Origin of the sequence: Serratia proteamaculans, assembly GCF_008830365.1 — a bacterium.
GTDB classification, from domain to species: domain Bacteria; phylum Pseudomonadota; class Gammaproteobacteria; order Enterobacterales; family Enterobacteriaceae; genus Serratia; species Serratia proteamaculans.
The window spans coordinates 359987-383677 of sequence record NZ_WBKI01000002.1; the positions used below are offsets into that span (position 1 = coordinate 359987).

The 23691-nt window shown below is 56.3% G+C and carries 26 protein-coding genes and 1 pseudogene; 16 read left to right on the top strand and 11 right to left on the bottom strand.

What is annotated here, in order from left to right; genetic code table 11:
* The first annotated feature begins 107 nt into the window (after window positions 1-107).
* The 3 genes and pseudogenes from F8R23_RS10645 to F8R23_RS10655 form a co-directional block, all read left to right on the top strand.
* Window positions 108-998: a LysR family transcriptional regulator gene (locus tag F8R23_RS10645; RefSeq protein WP_151415605.1), complete on the top strand. Its 891-nt coding sequence runs from the start codon at window positions 108-110 to the stop codon at window positions 996-998.
* A gap of 27 nt (window positions 999-1025) precedes the next feature.
* A complete protein-coding gene (locus F8R23_RS10650; protein WP_129935583.1) occupies window positions 1026-1469 on the top strand; it encodes an acetyltransferase in 444 nt (147 codons plus the stop codon).
* 4 nt (window positions 1470-1473) lie between these two features.
* Window positions 1474-1794: pseudogene (locus tag F8R23_RS10655) on the top strand (MetQ/NlpA family ABC transporter substrate-binding protein); the annotation flags it as partial.
* Between the two features lie 57 nt (window positions 1795-1851).
* Here F8R23_RS10655 and F8R23_RS10660 read toward each other — a convergent pair.
* Entirely contained in the window at window positions 1852-2496 is a 645-nt protein-coding gene (locus F8R23_RS10660; RefSeq protein ID WP_129935585.1) for a TetR/AcrR family transcriptional regulator, read from the bottom strand.
* Window positions 2497-2669: 173 nt separating this feature from the next.
* On the opposite strand from F8R23_RS10660, the gene bhsA (F8R23_RS10665) reads away from it, so the two are divergent.
* The 6 genes from bhsA (F8R23_RS10665) (at window position 2670) to F8R23_RS10690 (ending at window position 7966) form a co-directional block, all read left to right on the top strand.
* Window positions 2670-2927, top strand: coding sequence for a multiple stress resistance protein BhsA (gene bhsA / locus F8R23_RS10665; protein WP_112350170.1), 258 nt, complete (start codon window positions 2670-2672; stop codon window positions 2925-2927).
* 202 nt (window positions 2928-3129) lie between these two features.
* The gene (gene bhsA, locus F8R23_RS10670) at window positions 3130-3387 is read left to right on the top strand and encodes a multiple stress resistance protein BhsA (RefSeq protein ID WP_099063954.1); all 258 of its coding nucleotides are present in this window, start codon (window positions 3130-3132) and stop codon (window positions 3385-3387) included.
* Between the two features lie 115 nt (window positions 3388-3502).
* Entirely contained in the window at window positions 3503-4360 is an 858-nt protein-coding gene (dapF, locus tag F8R23_RS10675; RefSeq protein ID WP_151415607.1) for a diaminopimelate epimerase, read from the top strand.
* Window positions 4361-4547: 187 nt separating this feature from the next.
* Window positions 4548-6038, top strand: coding sequence for an alpha-amylase (gene amyA / locus F8R23_RS10680; RefSeq protein WP_129938529.1), 1491 nt, complete (start codon window positions 4548-4550; stop codon window positions 6036-6038).
* A gap of 123 nt (window positions 6039-6161) precedes the next feature.
* Complete coding sequence (locus tag F8R23_RS10685; protein WP_129935589.1) at window positions 6162-7010, top strand: PA4780 family RIO1-like protein kinase; 849 nt, start codon at window positions 6162-6164, stop codon at window positions 7008-7010.
* 143 nt (window positions 7011-7153) lie between these two features.
* Window positions 7154-7966, top strand: coding sequence for an AraC family transcriptional regulator (locus tag F8R23_RS10690; protein WP_151415608.1), 813 nt, complete (start codon window positions 7154-7156; stop codon window positions 7964-7966).
* Here the strand turns inward: F8R23_RS10690 and F8R23_RS10695 are convergent.
* Together F8R23_RS10695 and lsrG are read right to left on the bottom strand one after the other, a co-directional pair.
* Window positions 7963-8556 (bottom strand): LysE family translocator, encoded by a 594-nt coding sequence (locus F8R23_RS10695; RefSeq protein WP_129935593.1) that lies wholly within the window; start codon window positions 8554-8556, stop codon window positions 7963-7965. The genes F8R23_RS10690 and F8R23_RS10695 overlap by 4 nt on opposite strands.
* An 84-nt stretch (window positions 8557-8640) precedes the next feature.
* Complete coding sequence (gene lsrG / locus F8R23_RS10700; protein ID WP_085115728.1) at window positions 8641-8934, bottom strand: (4S)-4-hydroxy-5-phosphonooxypentane-2,3-dione isomerase; 294 nt, start codon at window positions 8932-8934, stop codon at window positions 8641-8643.
* A 313-nt stretch (window positions 8935-9247) separates the two neighbouring features.
* Between lsrG and lsrK the strand changes: the two genes are divergently transcribed.
* The 7 genes from lsrK to F8R23_RS10735 all read left to right on the top strand — a co-directional run bounded on the left by lsrK (window position 9248) and on the right by F8R23_RS10735 (window position 15308).
* A complete protein-coding gene (lsrK, locus tag F8R23_RS10705) occupies window positions 9248-10813 on the top strand; it encodes an autoinducer-2 kinase (protein WP_165366368.1) in 1566 nt (521 codons plus the stop codon).
* Between the two features lie 236 nt (window positions 10814-11049).
* Window positions 11050-12234, top strand: a complete 1185-nt coding sequence (locus tag F8R23_RS10710; protein ID WP_151415609.1) for an MFS transporter — start codon at window positions 11050-11052, stop codon at window positions 12232-12234.
* A gap of 60 nt (window positions 12235-12294) precedes the next feature.
* Window positions 12295-13188 carry a LysR family transcriptional regulator gene (locus F8R23_RS10715; RefSeq protein ID WP_129935595.1) on the top strand — a complete coding sequence of 298 codons (894 nt, stop codon included), beginning with the start codon at window positions 12295-12297 and terminating at the stop codon, window positions 13186-13188.
* A 52-nt stretch (window positions 13189-13240) separates the two neighbouring features.
* A complete protein-coding gene (locus F8R23_RS10720; RefSeq protein WP_129935597.1) occupies window positions 13241-13702 on the top strand; it encodes a GNAT family N-acetyltransferase in 462 nt (153 codons plus the stop codon).
* Window positions 13703-13760: 58 nt separating this feature from the next.
* On the top strand, window positions 13761-14102 hold the full coding sequence (gene yajD / locus F8R23_RS10725; RefSeq protein WP_020825794.1) for an HNH nuclease YajD: 342 nt from the start codon (window positions 13761-13763) through the stop codon (window positions 14100-14102).
* A 277-nt stretch (window positions 14103-14379) separates the two neighbouring features.
* A complete protein-coding gene (locus F8R23_RS10730; protein ID WP_129935599.1) occupies window positions 14380-15015 on the top strand; it encodes a division plane positioning ATPase MipZ in 636 nt (211 codons plus the stop codon).
* Window positions 15012-15308, top strand: coding sequence for a hypothetical protein (locus F8R23_RS10735; RefSeq protein WP_085115723.1), 297 nt, complete (start codon window positions 15012-15014; stop codon window positions 15306-15308). Before F8R23_RS10730 ends, F8R23_RS10735 begins: the two co-directional genes overlap by 4 nt.
* 57 nt (window positions 15309-15365) lie before the next feature.
* Here the strand turns inward: F8R23_RS10735 and F8R23_RS10740 are convergent, their stop codons facing one another.
* The 8 genes from F8R23_RS10740 to F8R23_RS10775 all read right to left on the bottom strand — a co-directional run bounded on the left by F8R23_RS10740 (window position 15366) and on the right by F8R23_RS10775 (window position 23606).
* Entirely contained in the window at window positions 15366-17600 is a 2235-nt protein-coding gene (locus tag F8R23_RS10740; protein ID WP_129938532.1) for a xanthine dehydrogenase family protein molybdopterin-binding subunit, read from the bottom strand.
* 2 nt (window positions 17601-17602) lie between these two features.
* On the bottom strand, window positions 17603-18052 hold the full coding sequence (locus F8R23_RS10745) for a (2Fe-2S)-binding protein (protein WP_129935602.1): 450 nt from the start codon (window positions 18050-18052) through the stop codon (window positions 17603-17605).
* Window positions 18053-18084: 32 nt separating this feature from the next.
* Window positions 18085-19422 (bottom strand): c-type cytochrome, encoded by a 1338-nt coding sequence (locus tag F8R23_RS10750; RefSeq protein ID WP_242506418.1) that lies wholly within the window; start codon window positions 19420-19422, stop codon window positions 18085-18087.
* A complete protein-coding gene (locus tag F8R23_RS10755; RefSeq protein WP_129935604.1) occupies window positions 19419-19943 on the bottom strand; it encodes a MarR family winged helix-turn-helix transcriptional regulator in 525 nt (174 codons plus the stop codon). Before F8R23_RS10755 ends, F8R23_RS10750 begins: the two co-directional genes overlap by 4 nt.
* A gap of 134 nt (window positions 19944-20077) precedes the next feature.
* Complete coding sequence (locus F8R23_RS10760) at window positions 20078-20797, bottom strand: substrate-binding domain-containing protein (protein WP_129935606.1); 720 nt, start codon at window positions 20795-20797, stop codon at window positions 20078-20080.
* Entirely contained in the window at window positions 20790-21569 is a 780-nt protein-coding gene (locus F8R23_RS10765; RefSeq protein WP_112350160.1) for an ABC transporter ATP-binding protein, read from the bottom strand. Before F8R23_RS10765 ends, F8R23_RS10760 begins: the two co-directional genes overlap by 8 nt.
* Complete coding sequence (locus F8R23_RS10770) at window positions 21562-22560, bottom strand: FecCD family ABC transporter permease (RefSeq protein WP_112350159.1); 999 nt, start codon at window positions 22558-22560, stop codon at window positions 21562-21564. The genes F8R23_RS10765 and F8R23_RS10770 overlap by 8 nt, the downstream gene beginning before the upstream one ends.
* Complete coding sequence (locus tag F8R23_RS10775) at window positions 22557-23606, bottom strand: ABC transporter substrate-binding protein (protein WP_151415610.1); 1050 nt, start codon at window positions 23604-23606, stop codon at window positions 22557-22559. The genes F8R23_RS10770 and F8R23_RS10775 overlap by 4 nt, the downstream gene beginning before the upstream one ends.
* Window positions 23607-23691: the final 85 nt, after the last annotated feature.

Consider the following 23691-nt stretch of genomic DNA (forward strand, 5'->3'; position numbering starts at 1 on the left):
GTAAATTCCACCAATAACACACTGGCGGTCGATAGAAGGATTATCGCAAAGCGCTATAATCAGGCAAAGTGGCCCGCAGAATATTCAGAAAACACCAGAGGTTTATAATGGACCGATTAACCAGCATGGCGGTGTTTGTGCGGGTGGTGGAAAAAGGCAGTTTCGTTGCCACCGCCGAGGAAATGGCAATCTCCCCGACCATGGTCGGCAAACACATCCGCTACCTGGAGCAACGCCTTAATGCGCCGCTGCTGAACCGCACCACCCGCAGGCAGGGGCTGACCGAGGCCGGTCGGGTGTTCTACGAACGCTGCCGCCGCCTGCTGGCCGACGCCGATGCCGCTGAAGCCAGTGCCCAGGCGCTGCTGAGCTCCCCCAGCGGGCTGCTGCGTATCAGCGCACCGGTCACTTTTGGTAACCGCGTTTTGACGCCGATCCTCACCGAATTCCTGCAGCGGCACCCGGAGGTAGAAGCGGAAATGGTGCTGTCGGACCGCAAGGTAGACTTGATTGAAGAAGGCTACGAGGCGGCGTTTCGCATCGGGCCGGTGGCAGACGATGGCCTGGTGGCCCGCGCCCTGCCCGATTACCGCATGACGCTGGCCGCCTCACCGGACTATCTGGCCCAGCAGGGTGTGCCAACCCAGCCGGAGCAACTCAGCGCACACAGCTGCTTTGGTTTTAGTCAGTGGGACGGCAACCATTTCTGGCGCTTGCAGGGGCCACAAGGGGAAATCAGCGTGCCGGTCAGGCCACGGCTGCGGATGGACTCTGGCGAAGGAGTGCGCCGGGCGGCGCTGGCCGGTTTCGGTATCGCGCTGCACGCCTGCATGCTGCTGGATGAAGATATTGCCAGCGGCCGATTGGTCCAGGTGCTGCCGGATTATTCACCGCTATCGCGGCCAATGCATCTGGTCTATCTGCCCGAACGACGGCAGTCCCCCAAGCTGGAAGCTTTTATCGCCCTGACCGTCGCCAGACTCTGGGGTCGCGTTTAAAATAAGTAAATCACTACAGGAGTTTCCATGATCACTATCCGAGCACGCGCAGCACAAGACAATGCGCAACTGGCGGAGATTTGGCAGCGTTCGGTACGCGCCACCCACCATTTTCTCACCGAAGAGAATATCGCCCAACTCTACCCGTTGGTGCTTAACGGCTATTTACCGGCGGTTGACGTTTGGGTTGCGGAAGACCGGCCCGGTCATCCCTGCGGTTTTATCGGGCTAAGCGGCAATAAAGTAGAAATGCTGTTTATCGATGCGGAGCAGCGTGGCAAAGGCGTCGGCAGAGCGCTGCTGGCCCACGCCGAAACGCTGCATGATGAGTTGCAGTTGGATGTTAATGAACAGAACCCGCAGGCCAGCGGTTTTTACCGCCACTACGGTTTTGAAATTACCGGCCGTTCGGCACTTGACGGCCAGGGCAATCCTTTCCCGCTGCTGCACATGAAGCTCGACAAGCGTTAAATTCAATATAGTGGAAAACCCGAAACATCTGAAGTTCCTGGCGAACGTGGAAGGCGCACTGTTGCCACAGATGTACAACAACGATGAGGGTGACGCAGTGGTGATTAACGCCAACTACGCCATCGATGCCGGGCTGAACCCAACCAAAGACCCGATCGCGGTCGAAAGCGGTGAAAACAACCCCTATGCCAACATCATCACCGTGCATAAGGCCGACGTGAACAAGCCGGAAATTGTGGCCCTGGTAAAGGTGTTGCACTCCAAAGCAATTCAGGACTTCATCCGCCAAAAATACCAGGGCGCAGTGATCCCGGTTAACCAGTAATTAAAACTAAGGCCGCAGCGATGCGGCCTTTACCTTTATCGAACAATACGCCCTTCCCTAGACCTTATTGCCCACCTGACTCAGACGCGGCCAAACCAGCATCAATGCATCGAGCAAGCGGTATAAATCCTCACGGCTGGCCCCTTCGCGTGCCTGAACCGACATGCCTTCAATGGTGCAGACGATGTATTTTGCCAACAGCGCGGTATCGGTTTTTGCCAGTAACTCCCCTTGCTGCACCTTGCGGTCAAAACAGTCTCGCAGGCTGGCCTCATTAGAATGATGCTTGTTACGCAGCATTTCGGCGACTTCATCAGACGACGAAGACAGTGCTGCGGACGCACACACCATAAAGCAACCGGACGGCGTATCCGGATCGGTAAACACTTCAGCTGAAGAGCGCACATAGGCTTCAACGATTTCCGCTATCGGCAGATCCCGCTCCAGCAGTTGATTGGTGCAGGTGGTGTACTTTTGCAGATAACGCTCCACTGCCGCACGGAACAACCCTTCTTTATTACCGAACTCGGCATACAGCGTTGGTGCCTTGGCGCCGGTGACTTCAACCAGATCGGCCAGCGACGTTGAGTCATAACCGTGCCGCCAGAACAGATCGAGTGCGCTATCCAGCGCACGGTCGCGATCAAACTGCTTCGGTCTGCCACGCGTTTTTTTAGCGCAGACCTCTTCATTGATACTCATAGACCCTCTCTTATCCGCCCCGCAGCAGGGCTCACTAATTAAATTAACGATCATTATAAAAAAATATTGCGCTGCCGTCGAGAAGCGATTAACATTTAGTTATCGATCGTTAAGTAATAACAACGACAGACATTCACATCCCAGTTTACGCTGTTAGAATAGGAATTAACATAATGAAAAACTTAAAAATTACGCTTGCCGCCATCGCGCTTGCCTCTGCTTCTTTCGGTAGCTTTGCTGCAGACCTGGTTAACAGTCAACCGGCTGATCAGCAAAAAATCGGCGTGGTTACTGTCAGTGGTGCTTCCGATATCACCTCTCTGGAAGCCGGTTTAGCGGCCAAAGCTGACGCCGCCGGTGCAAAATCATTCCGCATCACCGGCGCTGGCGGTAACAACCAGCTGCATGGCACCGCAGTAATCTATCAATAACAATCAGTTAATCGTCATTATCTGGGTCGGTAACGACTATTGTTTTCCCGGTTAACGACGATAAGAAAAAAATTTATTAACGAACATTAAAAAAATAGTTGCAAAGCGCCGAACAGGCGTCTAACATTAAATTATCGATCGTTAATTAATTTAACGACCCAATAAAAACATCGTACAGAATATCGAGATAGGAAATAAGACCATGAAAAACCTGAAAATGACCATCGCTGCCATCGCACTGGCTTCTGTTTCTTTCGGTAGCTTCGCCGCCGACCTGGTAAATGCCCAACCGGCAGATCTGCAAAAAGCCGGTGTGGTTACCGTCAGTGGCGCTTCCGACCTGACCAGCCTGGAAAACAAACTGGCTGCTAAAGCCGATGAAGCAGGTGCTAAATCATTCCAGATCATCTCAACTACCGGCGACAACAAACTGCACGGTACTGCGATTATCTACAATTAATTGCTGATTCAGCAATTGCGCAAAGAGGCGGCCCTGGCCGCCTTTTGTATTATTGCCCCGCCGAAAATCTGTTGTAATCTGTGGTGCCCTGCCACAACAAAATCTGACAGATACCATGACACCATTGCTTTTCCACAAATATCACGGACTGGGTAATGATTACCTGGTGTGCCACCGTTCTGTCGCTACACAACTGACCAACGAACAAATACGCATCTTGTGTCACCGCCATTACGGTATTGGGTCGGACGGTTTGCTGATCGACAGCGGAGACAGCATAAACCCTACGCTACGCATCATTAATCCAGATGGCTCAGAAGCGGAGAAAAGTGGCAACGGTCTGCGCATTTATGCCCGTTATCTTTTCGATATAGGCCGAGTCAATCACCTGCCGTTTTGGGTACATACCGCAGGTGGTGATGTGCGCTGCCAGGTTAACGAAGATAAACACCAAGTTCAGGTGGATATGGGCCGCGCCAATTTCAATCCAACAGCGCTGCCAGCGCTGATCGATTTGCCTGAAGCACTCAACTACCCACTTTCATTAGCAGAGGAAACCCTCAGCGTGTCTCTGGTGTCGATGGGTAACCCACACTGCGTGGTGCCGGTCGCCCGGCTTGATTTGGCACAGGTTCACCGGCTGGGGCCACAGATTGAGCATCATCCACTGTTCCCTAAGCGAACCAATGTGCAGTGGGTTGAAGTGATAGATCGCAATACGTTACGCATTGGCATCTGGGAACGGGGTGCCGGTTTTACTATGGCCTCTGGCAGCAGCAGTTGTGCAGCGGCCAGTGTGATGCGCAAGCTGAATCAGGTGGATGATAAGGTTATCGTCCACATGCCAGGCGGCCAATTGCAGATTAGCTTCAGTAGTGACTTTCAAGTCAGCATGCTCGGGCCGGTGCATAAGATTGCCAGTTTGACGCTGGATGAAGATTGCTTTATCGGCGGTGAGGGTGCGTCGCGGTGATATTGCAGAGGCACAAATCTTGGCAATTTTGCATGAACGCCCTCTAATCTGCGATAACCTCTCAGGGCGGCACATGTGGCCGCCCGAACCGAGTTTCCCTTTTACCAAAAGTAGCCCATGCTGTAACAGGATGGGGTGGGCGACGGCTCATCCTGCACCTCTTTCTGGCAAATAGGGCGGCTTGCTCATGACAAAAAAAACCACCTTGCTGCAGTTTTTCCATTGGTATTACCCGGATGGCGGCCAGTTATGGCCAGAGGTCGCCGAACGGGCCGCGCACATTGCTCAGTTGGGTATCACCGACCTGTGGCTGCCCCCCGCCTATAAGGGCGCTTCCGGCGGCTATTCGGTAGGGTATGACAGCTACGATCTGTTCGATCTGGGCGAGTTCGACCAAAAAGGCAGCCGCGCCACCAAATACGGTGACAAGGAGGCATTGGTGCATGCCGCCACAGCGCTGCGTGATAACGGCGTGCGGGTGATTTATGACGTGGTCTTCAACCACAAGCTCGGTGCCGACGAAAAAGAGCAGGTATACGTGTATAAGGCGGACGCCAACAACCGCAATAATATTAACGACCAGGGTTTCGACGCTCTGGCCTATACCCGTTTCACCTTTCCCGGCCGACAGGGCACCTACTCCAACTTTATTTGGGATTACAAATGCTTTGGTGGAGTTGATTACGTTGAACAGCCCGATGAGAAAGGCGTGTTCAAAATCGCCAATGACTACGGTGACGATGGCTGGAACGATCAGGTCGGCGACGAGAAAGGCAACTACGACTATCTGATGGGGGCCGACGTTGAATTTCGCAACCCGGCGGTGGTAGAAGAGCTGAAATACTGGGCGCGCTGGCTGCTGGAAACCCTGCCGTGCGACGGTTTCCGGCTGGATGCGGCCAAACATATCCCCGCCTGGTTCTTTAAAGAGTGGGCTGACCACGTGCGCGACAGCGCACAGCGCGATCTGTTTATCGTCGCCGAATACTGGTCGCACGATTTGGCCGCGTTACAACAGTATATTGACCTGGTCGAGGGCAAAGTGAGGCTGTTCGACGTAGCCTTGCACCTGAAGTTTCATCAGGCATCAAAACAGGGGGATGGGTTCGATATGGCGCAGATGTTCACCGATACCCTGACCGCTGCCGATCCAGCCCATTCGGTCACGCTGGTCGCCAACCACGACACCCAACCGCTACAATCGCTGGAAGCGCCGGTCGAACCCTGGTTCAAACCGCTGGCCTACGCCCTGATCCTGTTACGCGAACAAGGGGTGCCCTGCGTGTTCTATCCTGACCTGTACGGCGCCAGCTATAAAGATAAAGGCAGTGACGGCCAGGAGTACCAGATTGATATGCCGGTCATTCCTGAGCTGGAAAAGTTGATTCAGGCGCGACAACGCTTTGCCAACGGCGTGCAAACCGATTATTTTGATGATAAAAACTGCGTGGCCTTCAGCCGCAGCGGTACCGCCGAAGCACCTGGCTGCGTAGTGGTACTCACCAATGGGGCTGAAAGCGGCAAAGCGGTTTCGCTGGGTGCCGAACTGGCACATAAAAACTGGCGCGATCTGCTCGGTAACCGTCAGGATGAGGTCACCACCGACGAACAGGGGAATGCGATTTTCCCGGTTAACGGCGGCAGCGTCAGCGTTTGGGTACTGGCAGAAACCCTGTAGCAGGTGCGCCGTTGCGGCCATATGTCGCAACGGCGGCAAACTAAATTTTGCCTTTCGGGTCTAAATTTGGCTAACACCTTAGCAAACCATTCACACCGGAGCCTAAATAGGGTACAAGGCTGCATGAAAATTCCAAAACGACTCCAGCCATTGGTAGATGATGGTTTAATCGACGACGTCATCCGCCGTTTGAAAAGTGGCAAAGAAGCCGACGTCTTTATCGTGCGCTGCGGCGAAGAGATCCGCTGCGCCAAAGTTTACAAAGAAGCAGACAAGCGTAACTTCAAGCAGGCCGTGAATTACCAGGAAGGCCGCAAAGTGCGTAACAGCCGCGATGCTCGTGCCATGAGCAAAGGGTCGAAATTCGGTCGCCAGCAGCAGGAAGAAGCCTGGCAGAATACCGAGGTCGATGCGCTGTATCTGCTCGCCAAAGCGGGCGTACGCGTACCGCAGCCGGATATCTGTCTGGATGGCGTGCTGCTGATGGAACTGATCACCGACGAAGAAGGCCTGGTAGCCCCACGTCTGAGCGATGTCACTCTGACGCCGGAACAGGCGCGGGCCGATCACGCACTGATGATGAACTACGCGGTGCGCATGCTATGCGCCGGGCTGGTACATGGCGACCTGTCGGAATTCAACGTGCTGATGGACAAAAACGGGCCGGTGATTATCGATTTGCCGCAGGTGGTGGATGCCGCCGCCAACAACCACGCCAAAAGCATGTTCGAACGTGACATCAACAATATGTCGCAGTTTTACGGCCAATATGCACCGGAACTGCTGGGCAGCAAATACGCCAAAGAAATTTGGGCGCTGTATCAGGAAGGTAATCTGACACCGGCCAGTGTGCTGACCGGTAAGTTTGTCGAGAGCAACAAACGCGCCGATGTCGGTTCAGTGCTGGAAGAAATCCAGGCAGCCAGCGAAGAGCACCAACGCCAACTGATGGCGCGCAACGAAGAAGATTAACCTCCACCCGGTCATATCCTGTATGGCCGGGCTTATTCGATCCTGAACACAGCCACACGCATTAAAAATCATCATCCTCATTCCCTCCCGCACCCATTTTACGCTATAACAAGCTAGCCTCGTCGTCGCAGAAAGGAAAGCTCATGACCACTACCGCGCCGCAATTCTGGCGTGACCCGCAGCTCCCTTTTGTGGAAGCTCGCGCCATTGAAGATGGCCGCAAAGTTTGTTACGCCCTGCATAGCCATGAAATTTTCTCCATCGGTGCTATCACCGACGGCACCAGCATTTATATTAATGGCAACCAACAACGGCAGGTCAGTACCGGCGACGTGGTGGTGATTAACCCGCAGCAGGCCCATGCTTGCAATCCCATCGGTGAGCAACGCTGGTCATATATCATGTTTTATATTGATGCCACCTGGCTGGGTAAACTGCAGCAAGAGATCGCCGGTGGCGACGGGAGTTTTATTCCGTTTGAGCAGGTGCTCAGCCGTGCCCCTGCCCTGTTCAATGGCCTGAACCAGCTGTATGCGCTGCTGATCGCCCCGCAACATTGCCAGTTGGAAAAACAGATTGCTCTGGTGGAATACTTCACCGAGCTGCAAATCCGTCTGGGCGATGTCCGCCCGGCCGCAGCCGAGCACCCAAGGCTGGAAGCAGCAGCAACCTTTATCAGCCAACATTGCACCCAACCACTGACGTTAGAAACCATCTGCCAGGCGGCGGCACTCTCGCCTTCTTACTTAATCCGCGCCTTTAAACAGCGTTACGGCATGACGCCGCACGCCTACTTGATCAATCAGCGCATTCAGTTCGGTCACCGACTGCTGAAACAGGGCTATCCGATCGCCGCGGCCGCCAGCGAAAGCGGCTTTGCCGATCAGGCGCACTTTCAGCGCACCTTCAAACTGCTGCTGGCTGCCACCCCTGGCCAGTACCAAAATCCGCGCTAAACGCCGTCGGCCAGCAGATAGCAGGCGCTGGCCACCAACAGCAACGCCATCAAGCGATTAAAACGCCGCACATGGCGGGCCTGTTGCAATAGACCGGTCAGCATCGCACCGGTGTAGGCCCAGCAGGCCACCGAGGCATAGCAGATGACAAAATAAATCACCGCGAACTGCCATAACAGCAACCGGTCACCGTCGGCAACAAACGCCCCCAAACTGGCCACTGACGCCAGCCAGGCCTTGGGATTCAGCCACTGCAGCCAGGCGCCATACCAGAACGACGGCGCTTGCGACTGATTGCCGTTGCCCAGTCGTCCGTCGTCAAAGGCCAGTTGATAAGCCATAAACAACAAAAAGGCGATGCCCGCCCACTGGATCAGCTGCGTCAGCACCGGCAACAGTATCAGCAACTTGTGCAGGCCCAGCCCAATCAGAATCAATAGCAGGGTAAAACCCAGCGTGGCACCAAAAACATGCCGCAGGGTGGCGTTAAAACCGAATTGCGCCCCGGCGCTCAGCGCCACGATATTGACCGGGCCGGGAGTGATGGAAGAGGCCAGTGCAAAAGCGGCCATCGAAAGATAAATATTCATTACAGGCACCTGAGAAAGAGTTCACAGATGCCAGACTGACGGCTTGGGAGCCCCCTGTATTGAACAAAATTACCCTACTGCCCGCTAACCCGGCATCAGGCCGATAAAGCTGGTTTTCTTGCGTGGCCCGGTCATCAACGCTTCCAGTTTTTCCACGCATTGCAGATAGTGCGGCGTCTTTTTGTGGGCGGCGACGGCCTGCTCATCCCGGTAGGCTTCATAGATATAAAAACGCGTCGGGATGGTTTCATCCTGCAACACGTCAAAGCGCAGATTACCCGGCTCTTCGATCGCTCCCAAATGATTGGCGCGAAAGACTTCAATGAACTCGTCGACCTTGTCCTGTTTAACGTTAATTTCTACCAGTGTGACGTGCATGGTGGCTCCTTGTTTACCCTTTCCCCGTCATACTTCAAGCTGCATCCTTGTTGGCTGCCTACGTTTACCCCGGTCACGTACTACTGGTACGCTCTCGGGGATGCACTTTGTTGCCGCCTCGATGCAACTCGAATTATTTAGGGTATTGAAGGTCAATGTGCTTCCCAACCATAGGTTTATTCCCACGAATTTACCCCTCGCAACGGCAATTTTGCAGCGCAGTTCACAAATCCTGCCGACCCCACCGCTTCCGCCAACAGTGCGTAGAGCACCGCATCTATAGTTAAGATCCCAATCCCAGAGAGTGTGAGCTATGGATAACTATTTGATGGCACTGGACGCAGGCACCGGCAGCATTCGCGCGGTCATCTTCGATCTGGCAGGTAATCAAATTGCTCAGGGCCAGGCAGAATGGCGGCATCTGGCGGTGCCGGGGGTGCCCGGCTCGATGGAGTTTGATCTGGCCCACAACTGGCAACTGACCTGCCAGTGCATCCGGCAGGCGCTACAGAATGCCGGTCTCTCTGGCCAGGCGATCCGCTCCGTGGCCTGTTGCTCAATGCGCGAGGGTATCGTGCTTTACGATCGCGATGGCGTGCCGATCTGGGCCTGCGCCAACGTTGATGCTCGCGCCAGCGAGGAAGTCAGCGAACTGAAAGAACTGCATAACCACAATTTCGAACGCGAGGTTTATCAGTATTCCGGACAAACGCTGGCATTAAGCGCCATGCCGCGCCTGCTGTGGCTGGCACATCACCGTCCGGACATCTATCGTCAGGCGGCGACGCTGACCATGATCAGCGACTGGCTGGCCAATATGCTGAGCGGCGAGCTGGCGGTCGATCCTTCCAATGCCGGGACCACCGGCATGCTCGATTTGGTCAGCCGTGACTGGCGCCCGGCGTTGCTCGACATGGCCGGGCTGCGCGCCGATATGCTGTCACCGGTGAAAGAGACCGGCAGCCTGCTGGGACACATCACCGAGCAGGCGGCACAACAAAGTGGCCTGTTGCGCGGCACACCGGTGGTAATGGGCGGCGGTGATGTGCAACTGGGCAGCCTCGGGTTGGGAATAGTGCACGCCGGACAAACGGCGGTGCTGGGCGGCACCTTCTGGCAGCAAATCGTCAATTTGCCGGAACCGGCCACCGACCCGGAGATGAACATCCGCATCAATCCGCACGTGATCCCCGGCATGGCACAGGCCGAGTCGATCAGCTTCTTCACCGGATTAACCATGCGCTGGTTCCGCGATGCCTTCTGCGCCGAAGAAAAACTGATGGCGGAACGGCTGGGCGTGGATGCCTACAGCCTGCTGGAAGAGATGGCCGTACGAGTGCCGCCAGGGGCTTACGGAGTGATGCCGATATTTTCCGACGCCATGCATTTCAAAACCTGGTATCACGCCGCGCCTTCTTTTATCAACCTGTCACTCGACCCGGAGCGCTGCAATAAGCAGACCCTGTTCCGCGCATTGGAAGAGAACGCCGCCATTGTTTCCGCCTGCAACCTGGAGCAGATCGCCAGTTTCTCCGGCGTACAGGCGCGCTCGCTGGTATTTGCCGGCGGGGGCTCAAAGGGCAAGCTGTGGAGCCAAATCCTCAGCGATGTCACTGGCCTGACGGTGCGCGTACCGGTGGTGAAAGAAGCCACGGCTCTGGGCTGCGCCATTGCCGCCGGAGTGGGTGCCGGGTTGTATGAGTCGCTGGCACAAACCGGTGAAAGTCTGGTGCGCTGGGAGCGTGAGTACCAACCGGATATGGCCAATCATGAACTGTATCAGCGGCAAAAGGAGACCTGGCAGCAGGTCTATGCCGACCAGCTCACCCTGGTAGACCATGGCCTGACCACCTCGATGTGGAAAGCGCCGGGCCTGTGAGCCTCCTCCGGGCGCACACCTGATGCGCCCATCGCATAAGCTTATGCCGATTAAGCCTTTGGCCTGCCGGTTGGCCGCCAACCCCCGATTGACTTGCCCTGCCTGATTATTCCCCCACAGAAACAGTGTAACTACCGCAAACGGATTTATCCGCCGCAAATGCCTGCGTAAATTGTGATCTCTGTCACTCCGCGCCCGCTGCGCGGTTTACACATTCACCTGGGATGAGCAGTACTATGCTGAATAATAATGATAAACCTGCACCATCAGCCTGGCTGGCGATTTTCTCGCTGACGGTTGCCTGCTTTGTGATGGTCACTACCGAGTTTCTGCCGATCGGCCTGCTGACCAATATCGCCCCATCGCTGGATGTCAGTACCGGCAGAGCCGGCCTGATGGTGACCGTGCCTGGCATCATCGCGGCGATCGCCGCACCGGCACTGAGCCTGGCAGCCGGTCGACTCGACCGTCGTCTGCTGATGCTGGCGCTGAGCGTGCTGCTGGCCATCTCCAACCTGGTCTCCGCAATGGCGGTTAACTTCCCCATGATGCTGCTTGGCCGCGTACTGCTGGGCATCTGCGTCGGCGGTTTTTGGGCCTTTGCCGCCAACTATGGCCGCCATCTGGTGCCGGAAGACAGTCAGGGTCGTGCCACCGCGCTGATCCTCAGCGGCATTTCGGTCGGTGCCGTATGCGGCGTCCCCGCCGGGGCGTTGATTGGTGACCTGTTCGGCTGGCGAGCCGCCTTCTTTGGCAGCGCGGTGCTGGCGGTTGGGGTGCTGTTGGCCCAACTGCGGTTGTTGACGTCGGTCCCTCCCACTCGCCCGGTCACCGCACGCGACCTGCTGTTACCCCTGCGTCTGCCGATGGCACGTACCGGGCTGATTGCCATAGTGTTACTGTTTATCGGTCACTTTGCCGCCTACACCTATCTGAAGCCGCTGCTGCAACAGGTGTTCGTCCTCAGCCCCTCGGCGATTTCGTTGCAGCTGCTGGCCTACGGCGCCATTGGTCTGCTCGGTACCTTCCTCGGTGAACGACTGGCCGAACGTAGCCTGCGCGCCACCTTTATTTTGATCACCGCCATGTTGGCTGCCATCCTGATCGTCTCGCCGTTCCTCAGTGGCATCGCCGGTGCCACGCTGATGGTGATGGTATGGGGGCTGGCATTTGGCGCCGTACCGGTCTGCGCCACCAACTGGATGTTCGCCGCCGTCCCGCAGGCACCGGAGGCCGGACAGGCACTGCTGGTCTGCGTGATCCAGATTGCGCTGGCTTCCGGCGCGTTGTTGGGTGGCGAAGTGGTCGACTGGCAGGGCGTCAGCAGCGCCATGCTGTTTGGCGGTGCACTCACCCTGTCCGCCGCGCTGGTTTTCGGCCTGACCTTGCGTTCCGGCATGATTGGCGCTAAACAGTCATAATCATTATTCATCCGCAGAAACACACCCCGGCCTCTGCCGGGGTTTTGCACTGAGAGCGCTATGGATCATCATTTACTCGCTATTCGGGTGTTTAACCGCGTGGTAGAAACCGGCGGCTTCACCCGCGCCGCAGATTCACTGCGGATGCCCAAGGCCACTGTCACCAAGCTGATCCAGAACCTGGAAGATCATCTGCAAACCAAGCTGTTCCAGCGCACCACCCGCAGCGTGTCGGTCACTGCCGAGGGCGAATGCTATTACCAGCGGACGGTAAAGTGGCTGGCGGAGCTGGAGCAGATGGAAGGCAGCATGACCGAGTCGCAGAGTGCGCCACAAGGCGTGCTGCGCATTGACGCCGGTGGCTCGACTGCACGGCAATTGCTGGTGCCGGCGCTGCCGGACTTTATCGCGCGTTACCCGCAAATTCAGATCGACCTGGGGGTAGGCGACCGCCTGATCGATCTGATTAACGACAGCGCCGACTGCGTGATCCGCAGCGGGCCACTGGCCGACTCCAGCCTGATTGCCCGTCGGCTGTTCGAGCTTGAATGGGTGACCTGCGCCACCCCGGCCTATCTGGCGCGCCACGGTACGCCGCAACACCCTTGCGATCTGGAGCTGGGTTTTCCACTGGCACATTACCGCCATGCGCTGAACGATCGCATCCAGCCGCTGCACTTTGTTGATCGGGGCAAGGAGATCGATATTCAGCACCGCTATCATGTCAGCGTCAACGAGGGTAATGCGCTGCTGGCGGCGGCACTGGCCGGGCTGGGTATCATTCAAACCTTCCGCTTTATGGCTCAGCCGCATCTGGACAACGGCGAACTGGTCAGCCTGCTGCACGACTGGCAGCCACCCTCGGAACAGATGTACGTGGTCTATCCCTCCAACCGCCATCTAAGCGCCAAGATGCGCGTGTTTATCGATTGGGCGATCGAGACCTTCAAATAAGCGAAAACTGCCGCTATAGTTGGCTGTCATTAGGCAAAAAACGAACCGAATCATGCATATTGAACAACTTTCTGCGTATCGCCAGCGCATTGATGAACTGGCTGCATTACTGCATCAGGAGTGGCAGGATTTTCCCCCGTGGAGCTGCCGCGAAAAAATCAGCCGGCGTCTTGAACAGCGTTGCGAACCGCAGCACCCTGGCATGGCGCTGTTGGCTCTGTCGCCGCAACAAGAGATCCTCGGCACTGCCAGTCTGATCGTTTACGAATTGGCGGATAAACCGGAGCGAAAGTTCTGGCTGGGTGAAGTCTTTACTTCCCCCCTGCACCGCGGTCAGGGGGTGGCTCGCCGCCTGATCGATCACTGCGTCGCCCACTGCCGCCAGCAACAAATCGCCGAATTGTATCTCTACACTCCCGATCAACAGTTGCTGTATCAAAAACTGGGCTGGCAACCGGTTGAGTTGCGGGAGGTTTGTGGCGAAGACGTGACGGTGATGTGCCGCACGCTGTAACCCGGCACGTTGTGGTATTATTTAGCGTATTATTGTTATCACCCGACGAGCAAATACCATGGCATATATCCCCAAAAACTACGCGAGGCTGGAGACCGGCTACCGCGAAAAAGCACTGAAAATCTTCCCCTGGGTCTGCGGGCGTTGCTCGCGCGAGTTTGTTTATTCCAATCTGCGCGAACTGACGGTCCACCATATCGATCACGACCACAGCAACAACCCGGAAGATGGCAGCAACTGGGAAATGCTGTGCCTGTATTGCCACGACCACGAACACTCCAAATATACCGAAGCCGATCAGTATGGCTCTACGGTAGTGGCCGGTGAGGACGCGCAAAAAGACGTTGGGCTCGCGACCCATAACCCGTTCGCCAACCTGAAATCGATGTTGAAAAAGTAGCCATTACCGAACAGTCATCCTTGGCAACTTAATAGCTTATTAAGTTGCCAAGTTATAAAAATCACCTCCGCATAACGACTTCCCAGAGCATTCCTACTTACCCGCCTACTAAGTTGCCAGCAAAATAAGCAGCAAAGTTAACCGCATACTGGCTTGGCAAGCCGTCGCCGTTGGTGCATATTGTTCAAGCGTTGTTGTTGTTAACCTGTTTAATTATCAATCCAATAAGCATATTAACTTAATAAGTTACCAGCTTAATAACTTGAGAGATGGCAGCATGATTGTTTTGATTGGCTCGCAAAAAGGTGGCGTAGGGAAATCGACCAAGGCGGTCAATATCGCCGGATATCTGATCCTCAAACAGGGCAAAACTGCCATCATCGTTGATGCTGACGATCAGAAATCAATCATGACCTGGTACAACGACCGTCAGAATGTCGAAGGCCTGCCGCATATTCCGGTGGTCGCCGCCTCGGGCAAAATCAAAGAGACGCTGCTGGAGCTGGATCGCCATTACGACTATGTGATTGTCGACACCGCCGGTCGCGACAGCGCCGAGCTGCGTTCCGGTCTGCTGGCCGCCGATCTGTTCCTCTCCCCGCTGCGCCCTTCACAGATGGATCTGGACACCGTCGGCTATCTGTCGGAAATGTTCGCCACCGCGCAGGAATATAACGAGAAAGTGAAAGGCTACATCGTGCTGAACATGTGCCCGACCAATATCTTTATTAATGAAGCTAACGAAGCGGCGCAGGTGTTGAGCGAGTACCCGGAGTTGACGCTGGTCAGCAACCGGTTGTGCGACCGCAAGATTTACCGCGATGCCTGGGGCGAGGCCATCACCGTGCATGAGGCGAATAACCTAAAAGCGCAGGCGGAGATTGAAAGCCTGGTGAAAGAGGTGATCCTGTGAAAAAGCGTACCCCTACCCAGCGCATGTCAGAAGACGAATTTATCAACAGCGCCACTTCACACACCCTGCATGTTCCCGCCCCGGAAGCCAAACCGCAGGGCCGCAAACGCACTTACAAAGCCATTTCAGTCAGCCTGACCGATAACCACGTCGACGCGATCGATGAAATCATTGTGCAGGCGGCACGCAACGGCGTGGTGCGCATCACCCGTTCCGATATCATCAAGCTGGCGATCGACGGGCTGGCAGAAAAGAGTGAAGAACACCTGCTGCAACTGCTGAAGAAGATGTAATTAGCTTCACAACCTGTCAGCTTAATAAGCTACTCGCCTGGCAGGTTGATAATCCAACTACCACTGCCGGGGAAACGGCATATCGCGATAGGTTTTTCCGGTCGCCTTATGCAAGGCACTGGCTATCGCCGGTGCGACCACCGCAGTGGAAACCTCGCCGCATCCCTGTGGCTCACGCGAACTGTCGAGCACCACGACTTCCACCTTGGGCATCTCGGCAATAGTTATCAGCGGATAACTATCAAAATTCCCCTCTACTACGCCACCCCGCTCAAAATGCAATTCACTTTTCAAACAGGTGGTCAGGGCAAACCCAATGCCTCCCTCAACGTTAGCGCGAACCAAATTAGGGTTAATCACCTTACCGCAGTCAATACCACACACCGCGCGGATCAATTGCAGTTGCCCTTGATTAATCCTCAGTTCGACCACCAGGCACACGTAAGTGGTAAAAGCGTTGTTTCGACCTAACCAAATATTACAAGACATGCCGCGATAAGTTCCCGTCGGCAGATCCTGCTGCCAACCCGCCGCCGTCGCAGTGGCGTCCAGCACCCGCAGTGCTTCAGGGCTGCCCTGCAGCAATTTTCGTCGATACTGATATTCATCTATGTTGGCTTTATAGCTCAGTTCGCTGATGAAGCTTTCCAGGAAAAACAGGCTGGCCACGCTTCCCACACCGCGCAAATAACTCAGTGATACCGGCTGCTCGACAATGCCGGCCTCCACTTTCAGGTTAGGGATCTGATACGGCGTGCTATAGACACACTCCACCATGCTTTCATCCCAGCCGCCCGCCTCATGCACCGTTTCGCGCCGCATCTGCCAGAACAGCGACTGGCCGGCATAGCGCGCCCACAAAGCCTGCGGATAGCCGTTTTCATCCAGCAGTGCCTGGTAATGACTGATACAGCCGGGGCGATAGTATTCATGACGGATGTCGATCTCGCGTGGGTAAATAACCTTAACCGGCTTCCCCACTGCTTTGGAGGCGACAGTGGCGTGCATCACTGCATCCGGCAGGTATTTACGCCCAAAGCTGCCGCCCAGATAGGTGGTGTTAACCACCACATCGGCAGGCTTCAAGCCAAAAATTTTCGCCAAGACACTGCGTACCATGTCCTGCCCCTGGAATGGCCCCCAGGTTTCAATGCGGCCCGCCGTATAATGACTGGTGGCATTGCAGGGTTCCATGGTGGCATGTGCCAGATAGGGCGCGCTGTAATGCGCCTGATGCAACCGCGTGCTGCCAACAACCTGCTGAATCAACGCCGAAGCCTGACCGCGATCTACCGCCTGCGCCAGCTCGCCACCGTCGAGCATGGCCTGATTCTCTGCGGCGATTTTATCGCTGGAAAGCGCCGTCCCCTCCCCCGGCTGATACTCAACCTCCAGCAAATCCACCGCTTTCTTGGCCTGCCAGTAGCTTTTAGCCACCACGATCACCGTATTCAGGGACATATCATGGTCCAGGCCAACCATGTTATTCATTGACCACTGCCGGGTCAGCACCAGATCGATAACCCCCGGAATACCGCGTATCTGCTGTTCGTTACGTACGGCGATAATTTTTCCGCTGAGATCCGGTACCATCCAGGGGACGCCGACCAACATTCCCGGCAACTCAATATCGATGCCGTAAATTGCACTGCCGTCGACCTTCTCCGGCGTATCAACCCGTAACAACGGCTTGCCGATAATGCCCTGTTTTTCCTGCTCCTGGTTCTTCAATGTCGGTGTAGGATTCAGCGACAGCTCCGCTGCATAATGCAGCAGATCGCCATAGGCTACCCGCCGCTGGCCAACATCATCAACTACCCAGCTTTTTTCCGTACGGCACTGCTCCGGACGTAAAGCCAGATGTTTGGCACCGGCATGCAGGAAAAAATCTCTGGCCTGCGCGCCCGCCAGCCGGGTGCGTTGGTAAAACTTGGTCATTGAGGTTGAGGCCGCGACAAACTGCGCAAAAGACTCTCCCCCTGCAACCTGACGGTAGGCATCACGACCGGTGACAAACTTCACCGTCACCTGCGTCCAATCTGCATCCATTTCTGCCGCCACAACCTCCGCCAGACCGGTGTATATCCCCTGACCAACCTCGCACTGCGACACGCCGATGACGATTTGGCCGTTGCGATCGATCCAAATCCAGTCGTTCAACTCATATTGGCTGTCTGGTGGCGTTGTGTTTTGAGAAACCACTGCCGCGATGCTGCGTACCGATATCGGCAGGAGCAGAGCACCAACGGCCAGTGCGCCCCCTTTTACCAAGGTACGTCGGCTGATCGTCATGATTATTTCTCCCCATTACTGACGCGATGTACCGCCGAACGAATACGATGGTAGGTGGCGCAACGGCACAAGTTGGTCAGGCCATCATCGATCTGACGATCGCTGGGATGTGGATTTGCCGCCAGCAGCGCGCTGACCGCCATGATCATGCCGGATTGACAGTAACCGCACTGCGGCACATCTTCGGCAATCCAGGCTTGCTGCACCGGATGGCTGCGATCGGCGGACAATCCTTCAATGGTGGTCACCTTGCGATTCACAACCAACTGCAGCGGGTAGCAGCAAGAACGTACCGCCTGACCGTCGACATGGACCGTGCAGGCACCACAGGCACCGATACCGCAGCCAAACTTGGTGCCGGTCAGCTTAAAATGCTCGCGGATCACCCACAGCAGTGGCGTATCCGGCTCACCGTCAAACTCGACCTCATGGCCGTTCAGATTGAACTTCATGCCACCCTCTCTTAGGTTGCGGAGCGAAAATATCAGCGTGTGCGGCGACGACGCGCCTGAATCAGCCAGCCCAGAGCCAGCAATACCAACAACAGCCCGCCCCAGAGCAGATAAGGCAACAGGCTGATCAATAAAGGTATCTCTCCACCCGCCCGCAGTTGCGCCACCTGTGCCGGTGTCACCTTGACGGCAGGGTTGCCAAACTGCTGCAACACATAATTCCCCAACTCAGCGACCTGTCGATCGTCAAGGCTGTCGGCGAAGCCCGGCATCCAGGTCTGTATATTTTCGCCCTGCCGCTTTACCCCATGCAGAATGACCATCACCAGGTTATTGGCCTGTTCACTGCCGACGGTAGAGTTACGGCGCAAAGCGGGAAAGTGCCCGTCGTAAGCACCTTTGGCGTCAAGACGATGGCAGCTGGCGCAAGAGATGGCATACAGCGCAGCGCCTGAAGCGCGGTCTACTCCACCTCCCTGATACTGATAGGCGGCTTTGGTAGCGCGAACCGTGGTTATCGGCGGTGTTTGTTTGAGCCAATCCGCGATGGCGGTAAGATCGTCATCGCTCAGGAACCTCAGGCTATGCTCCACCGCTTCCGCCATACCGCCTGCCGCCTGCGCTTTGTCATTACGTCCGGTGCGCAGGTATTGCACCAGTTCCGTTTGGCTCCACCCGCCGATGCCACTGACGGGATCCGAGGTAATATTTGGCGCTATCCAGCCGCCAACCTCCCCGCCAGCCAGGTAGCGGTCGCCCCGCTCCGCCATCATCCAGTTGCGCGGACTGTGGCAGGCGGAACAGTGTCCTAACACGTCGACCAGATAACGACCGCGCTCATTCGCTCCCGCAGCATGGGTGGACGTATTCTTCAGGAATAACCAGTTCCAGCCGAGGATCGCGTAGCGCCAGGAGAAGGGAAAATCCAGTTGAGTGGCTGGCACCGCACGTTCAACCGGAGCGACTCCGACCATAAAATAGCGGTACAAGGCGTGTAGATCGGCATCACTCAGCCCCTGATAAGCGCTATAGGGCATTGCGGGATACAGCGGTTGACCATCGCGGCGAATGCCCTGAGTCAATGCGCGCCGAAAATCCTGCTCGTTATAATTGCCAATCCCGGTCTCTTTGGCCGGTGTGATATTGCTGGCGATGATTTTTCCCATCGGTGAAGCAATCGCATAACCACCGACATAGGGCGCATCGTGTTCAGCACTGCCGCGATGGCAGGCTGCGCAGTCGGCGGCAACGGCCAGATATTTGCCCCGGGCGATAATCTGTGGATCCTCAGCGCCGGCAAATGCCGAGACGGCAAAAATGCCCAGTGCAAATGCACACAGCCCCTGCACGACTTGCCGGCGGCCGATCACGATCCGCCGTCCGGGTTAATCTCGTTTGCCTGCTCGCTCACCAGCAATGCAAACTCCTCCGGCAACAGGTTTTCCTGATCGAGCATAGCGATTGCGTTATGTTTAATGCCAAACAACACGCGGTAAAACGCCTCCAGATCGCTGGTGGAAATCCCTTTGAGCAGCAATTGGCGTGCCTGTTGGCTGGAGTGATCCAGCTGCTCCAGCATCTCCTGCCCGGCCGCTGTCATTCTCACCCCTTTGGCGCGTTTGTCCTCCGTCAGTGCAATGCGCGCAATTAACTGATTTTTTTCCAGAAATAACAACGCGCGGGACATGGTTGAGACCTCGGCATTCAGGTGCAGCGAGATGTCTTTCAGGGTACAACCGTCACCGAGATCGGCGATGGCACTCAACGCCAGCCAATGCGGGCGTGTCAGATTGGTCATTTTCACCGACTGATCCATGGCGGTACGCCACAGGCGGTTGGTGACGTCCAGATGAATCCCCAGCGCAGCAGGAAGTTTACGCGGTTTTGACATGCTTGATGGCCCCTGGAAATTTATTTGCTTGTGCAAGCAAATAATAGATCGAACTCACGGGCAGGATCAAGCCGGTGGCAGATATTTAATTAAAGTGATTTAAATACATGATGATAGTGGTATTCAGGCTGAATTTATAAGGACAAAAATTCCTGCTGCCGCAGTATCTCCTGCCCCTGTTCAGCCAGAATAAACCCGGCTAAAGGTTGCGCTCGCGCATCCAGCAGGCACAGGCCGTAATCGGCTTCAATCGCCAACGGTGGCGGTAACTGCCGCACCGCCAGTTCAGGGAATTCCGCCAAGGCTGCGCCATAGCTGGCGTAACCGAGGAAAATATCCGCCTGTCCGCTATTGAGCAGGTACTCTGCCGCCAGTCGATGTGGCGGCAGCGGCGCGGAGTCGGGCCCGCCTACCAACGCCAAAGCCCGCTGCTGTAAAGCGACGCCCTGCCCCGGAGCCAACAGCTCAATACGCTCGAACAGTTGCTGCGCATAGTCGCCGGAAGGATCAGCGCCCGGCGTTGATGTCGCCACCCGCCAACGCGAGTCCAGCAAGACCTCCAGCAATGGCCGTTCGGTTAAGCCGGCAATATTACGCACCGTGGCGCACAACCGGTTGCGAGCAAAAGGCTCAACCCGTGACGACAGTTGCAAACTCACCAATCGCTGCGGGTGCGCCAGATTGGCCGAGGCGAAAATATGCGGGCGCTCCCCGGCTTCAATTCGCTGGCGCAGCAGGCCCGCCGGGCCAAATACCGCCTCCACCGCCTCACCGGTTTGCCTCTGAAAGGCCGTCAACAAGGGACCGAATGCGCCACGCAGGCTACCTGCGGCGAACAACAAGATATTACTCACTTTCACGCTCCCGTTGGCTACGGTACAAGGGCACCAGAGTTTCAAACTGACGCCCGTCGATCTGCAAGGCTACCCGTTCAATCGCCAAATCAAACAGCGGCGACAGGCTCTCTGCCGTCAACACTTCGGCGCAGGATCCCAGTTGATGCTGTCCTGCCGCCCCCAGCAACAGGGCGCGATCGGCCACCGCATGTGCATGATTGGGCTGATGGGTAGAAAACATCACCGCCATCTGTCGTTCCCGTGCCAAATGTGAGATCAGGCTCAGCACCCGGTCCTGATGGTGCAAATCCAACGCCGAGGTCGGCTCGTCCAGCATCAACACCTCGCAGCTCATCGACAACGCGCGGGCTATCAATACCAGTTGCCGCTGCCCGCCGGACAGGCTGCCAAATTCGCGATCGGCAAAGCCCAGCATATCCAGCGAATGCAGCGCCTCTTTCGCCAGTCGGTGATCCTCCGCCGACGGGGTACGGAACAGACCCACGTAACGCGCGCGCCCCATCAGCACGATATCCAACACCCGATAAGCAAAGGGGGCAGCGAACTGCTGTGGGACAAAACCGATGCCGTCACCCCGTTCCACTGCGCCCTGCTGCAACGGTAAGGTACCGAGCAGCAGTTGCATCAGGGTGCTTTTACCGCGTCCGTTGGGGCCGAGCACCGCCAGCACCTCACCGCGCCGTAACTGTAAATTCAATTGATGAAACAGTGGGTTCTGGCCGGGCCAGCTAAAACCCAGCCCCTCCACCCGCAGCAATGTCTCAGCCATGCCAGCCCCTCAGTTGCGCCCGGCGCAACAGCAACGCAAACAGCGGCGCACCAATCAGCGCCGTCAGGATGCCCAATGGAATTTCGCTGCTGCTTAAGGTGCGCGCCAAATCGTCGATCAACACCATATACAGCGCGCCCAGACACATTGAGGCTGGCAACAGACGACGATGATCCGGACCGACCAGCAAGCGGGCAACGTGTGGGATCACCAGCCCTACCCAACCGATGCTGCCGCTCACCGCCACCTGTGCAGCGACGATGCCGGCACACAGCGTCAGGATCAGCCAGCGGGTCCCTTCGACATTGATGCCCAGCGCGGCGGCATCCTCATCCCCCAGCGACAACAGATTAATACGCCAGCGTAATGCCAACAGCAGCCCGCCGCCCAACAGCAGTGGCAGGAACAGCATCAACAGTTTGTTATCGTCGGCGGTAGCAAAGCTGCCCAGCAGCCAGAACACAATGCTCGGCAGCTTTTCTTCGGTATCGGCCAGATATTGCAGCAGGCTGACGCAGGCGGAGAAAAAACCACTGAGGATCACCCCGGCCAGCACCAGTGACAGAATATTGCGCCGGGCAATGGCGCTGGTAATAGCAAAAATCAGCAGTAACGCCGCCATGCCGAACACGAAAGCAGACAACAGCAGCGCCGCCATTGGCAGGCTGAGCAAAATGGCCAGCGTACCGCCAAAAGCCGCACCGGAGGAGACGCCGATGATGTGCGGATCTACCAGCGGGTTGCGAAATACTCCCTGAAGTGCCGCACCACATAAGGCCAGTGCTGCCCCGGCACCCATCGCCAGCAACACCCGGGGTACGCGCACCCCGAGGATCACCTGACGTTGGATCTCATCAATACCGCCGTGCGGGCCAGTCAAGGGCTCCAGCAGGATGAGCAGGCTGTGGGCCGCCGACACCGGATAGCGACCGATGCCCAACGATAACAACGCACAAAGCAACGTCAGCAGGAGCAGCCAGCCCAGCCTCATTGCCCACTCTGGCAGCAGCTACTGCGGTAATACTGCCGGTAGTAGGCATCCACCCGCTGTTGCAGATTAACGTCACTGAAACGCTGCGGATAAAGCTTTTTCGCCATCCACAGTTCGCCCAATGCCAGCGCTTCCGGCATCGGGTAGCCCCAGGCCTTGGCGTATTCCGGCATCAGATAGACACGTTTATTTTTCACCGCATCAATCCCCTGCCACTGCGGCGAGCTGAGGATGTGCTTCACCACCTCGGGATAGCGTTCCTGCACGAAAATCACCGCCGGGTTCCACTTCAGCACGTCCTCAATCGACACCTGTTTAAAACCATTAATGTCCTTCGCAGCCACGTTGATAGCCCCAGCGTGCTGCATCATCAGGCCAGTGTACTTGCCCGAGCCGTAAGTGGTTAAGTCCGGGTTGGCCATGTAGACCCGTACTCGCTGGTCCTCCGGCAGGTCGCGCAGCCGGTCTGCCACCAGCGTCCGCTGCTGAAATACGTCCTGGATCAGCGCCTCGGCCTGTGGCTGGTGGCCCATGACCGTGCCGATTAAACGAATACCATCCTGCAGGCCCAGGTTATAGGCCTGATCTTCATCTTTCAGCTGCGGGTTCATTTTTCCGGCCTGATCCGCCGACTCACGACGCAGTGAAATCGCCACCACCGGAATACCGGCCTTTTCAATCTGGGCAATCATTTCCGGTGGTGCATAGTTGGCAACGAACACTACCTGCGGATGCAATCGGAGCAGGCTTTCGATGTTCACCGAGGTGAGATCACCCGGCATCGGCATGTTTGCCAGCCCAGGCGCCAAACGCAGATAATTCGATCCCAGCTGCTTCTTCCAACTGCTGAGCACCCCAACCACCTGTGGCAGAGCGTCGAGCTGCACCAGCAGGTTCAGCGTCTGATGTTGCAGCACCACAGCACGGGTGATGGTATCGGGTAGCCTGACCTGTCTGTTGAGTTGGTCAGTAACCTGGCGTTCTGCCTGCGCAGCGCCAGAGAACAGAATGAAAAGCAACAGTAGGCGCGGGAAGCTTTTGAACATGAGGGGGATTCCGGTTGATTATCGTTATATATAAAATAATATAGCGATAGCCATAGCGAAACAATCAGCGGGATCAACGATTGAG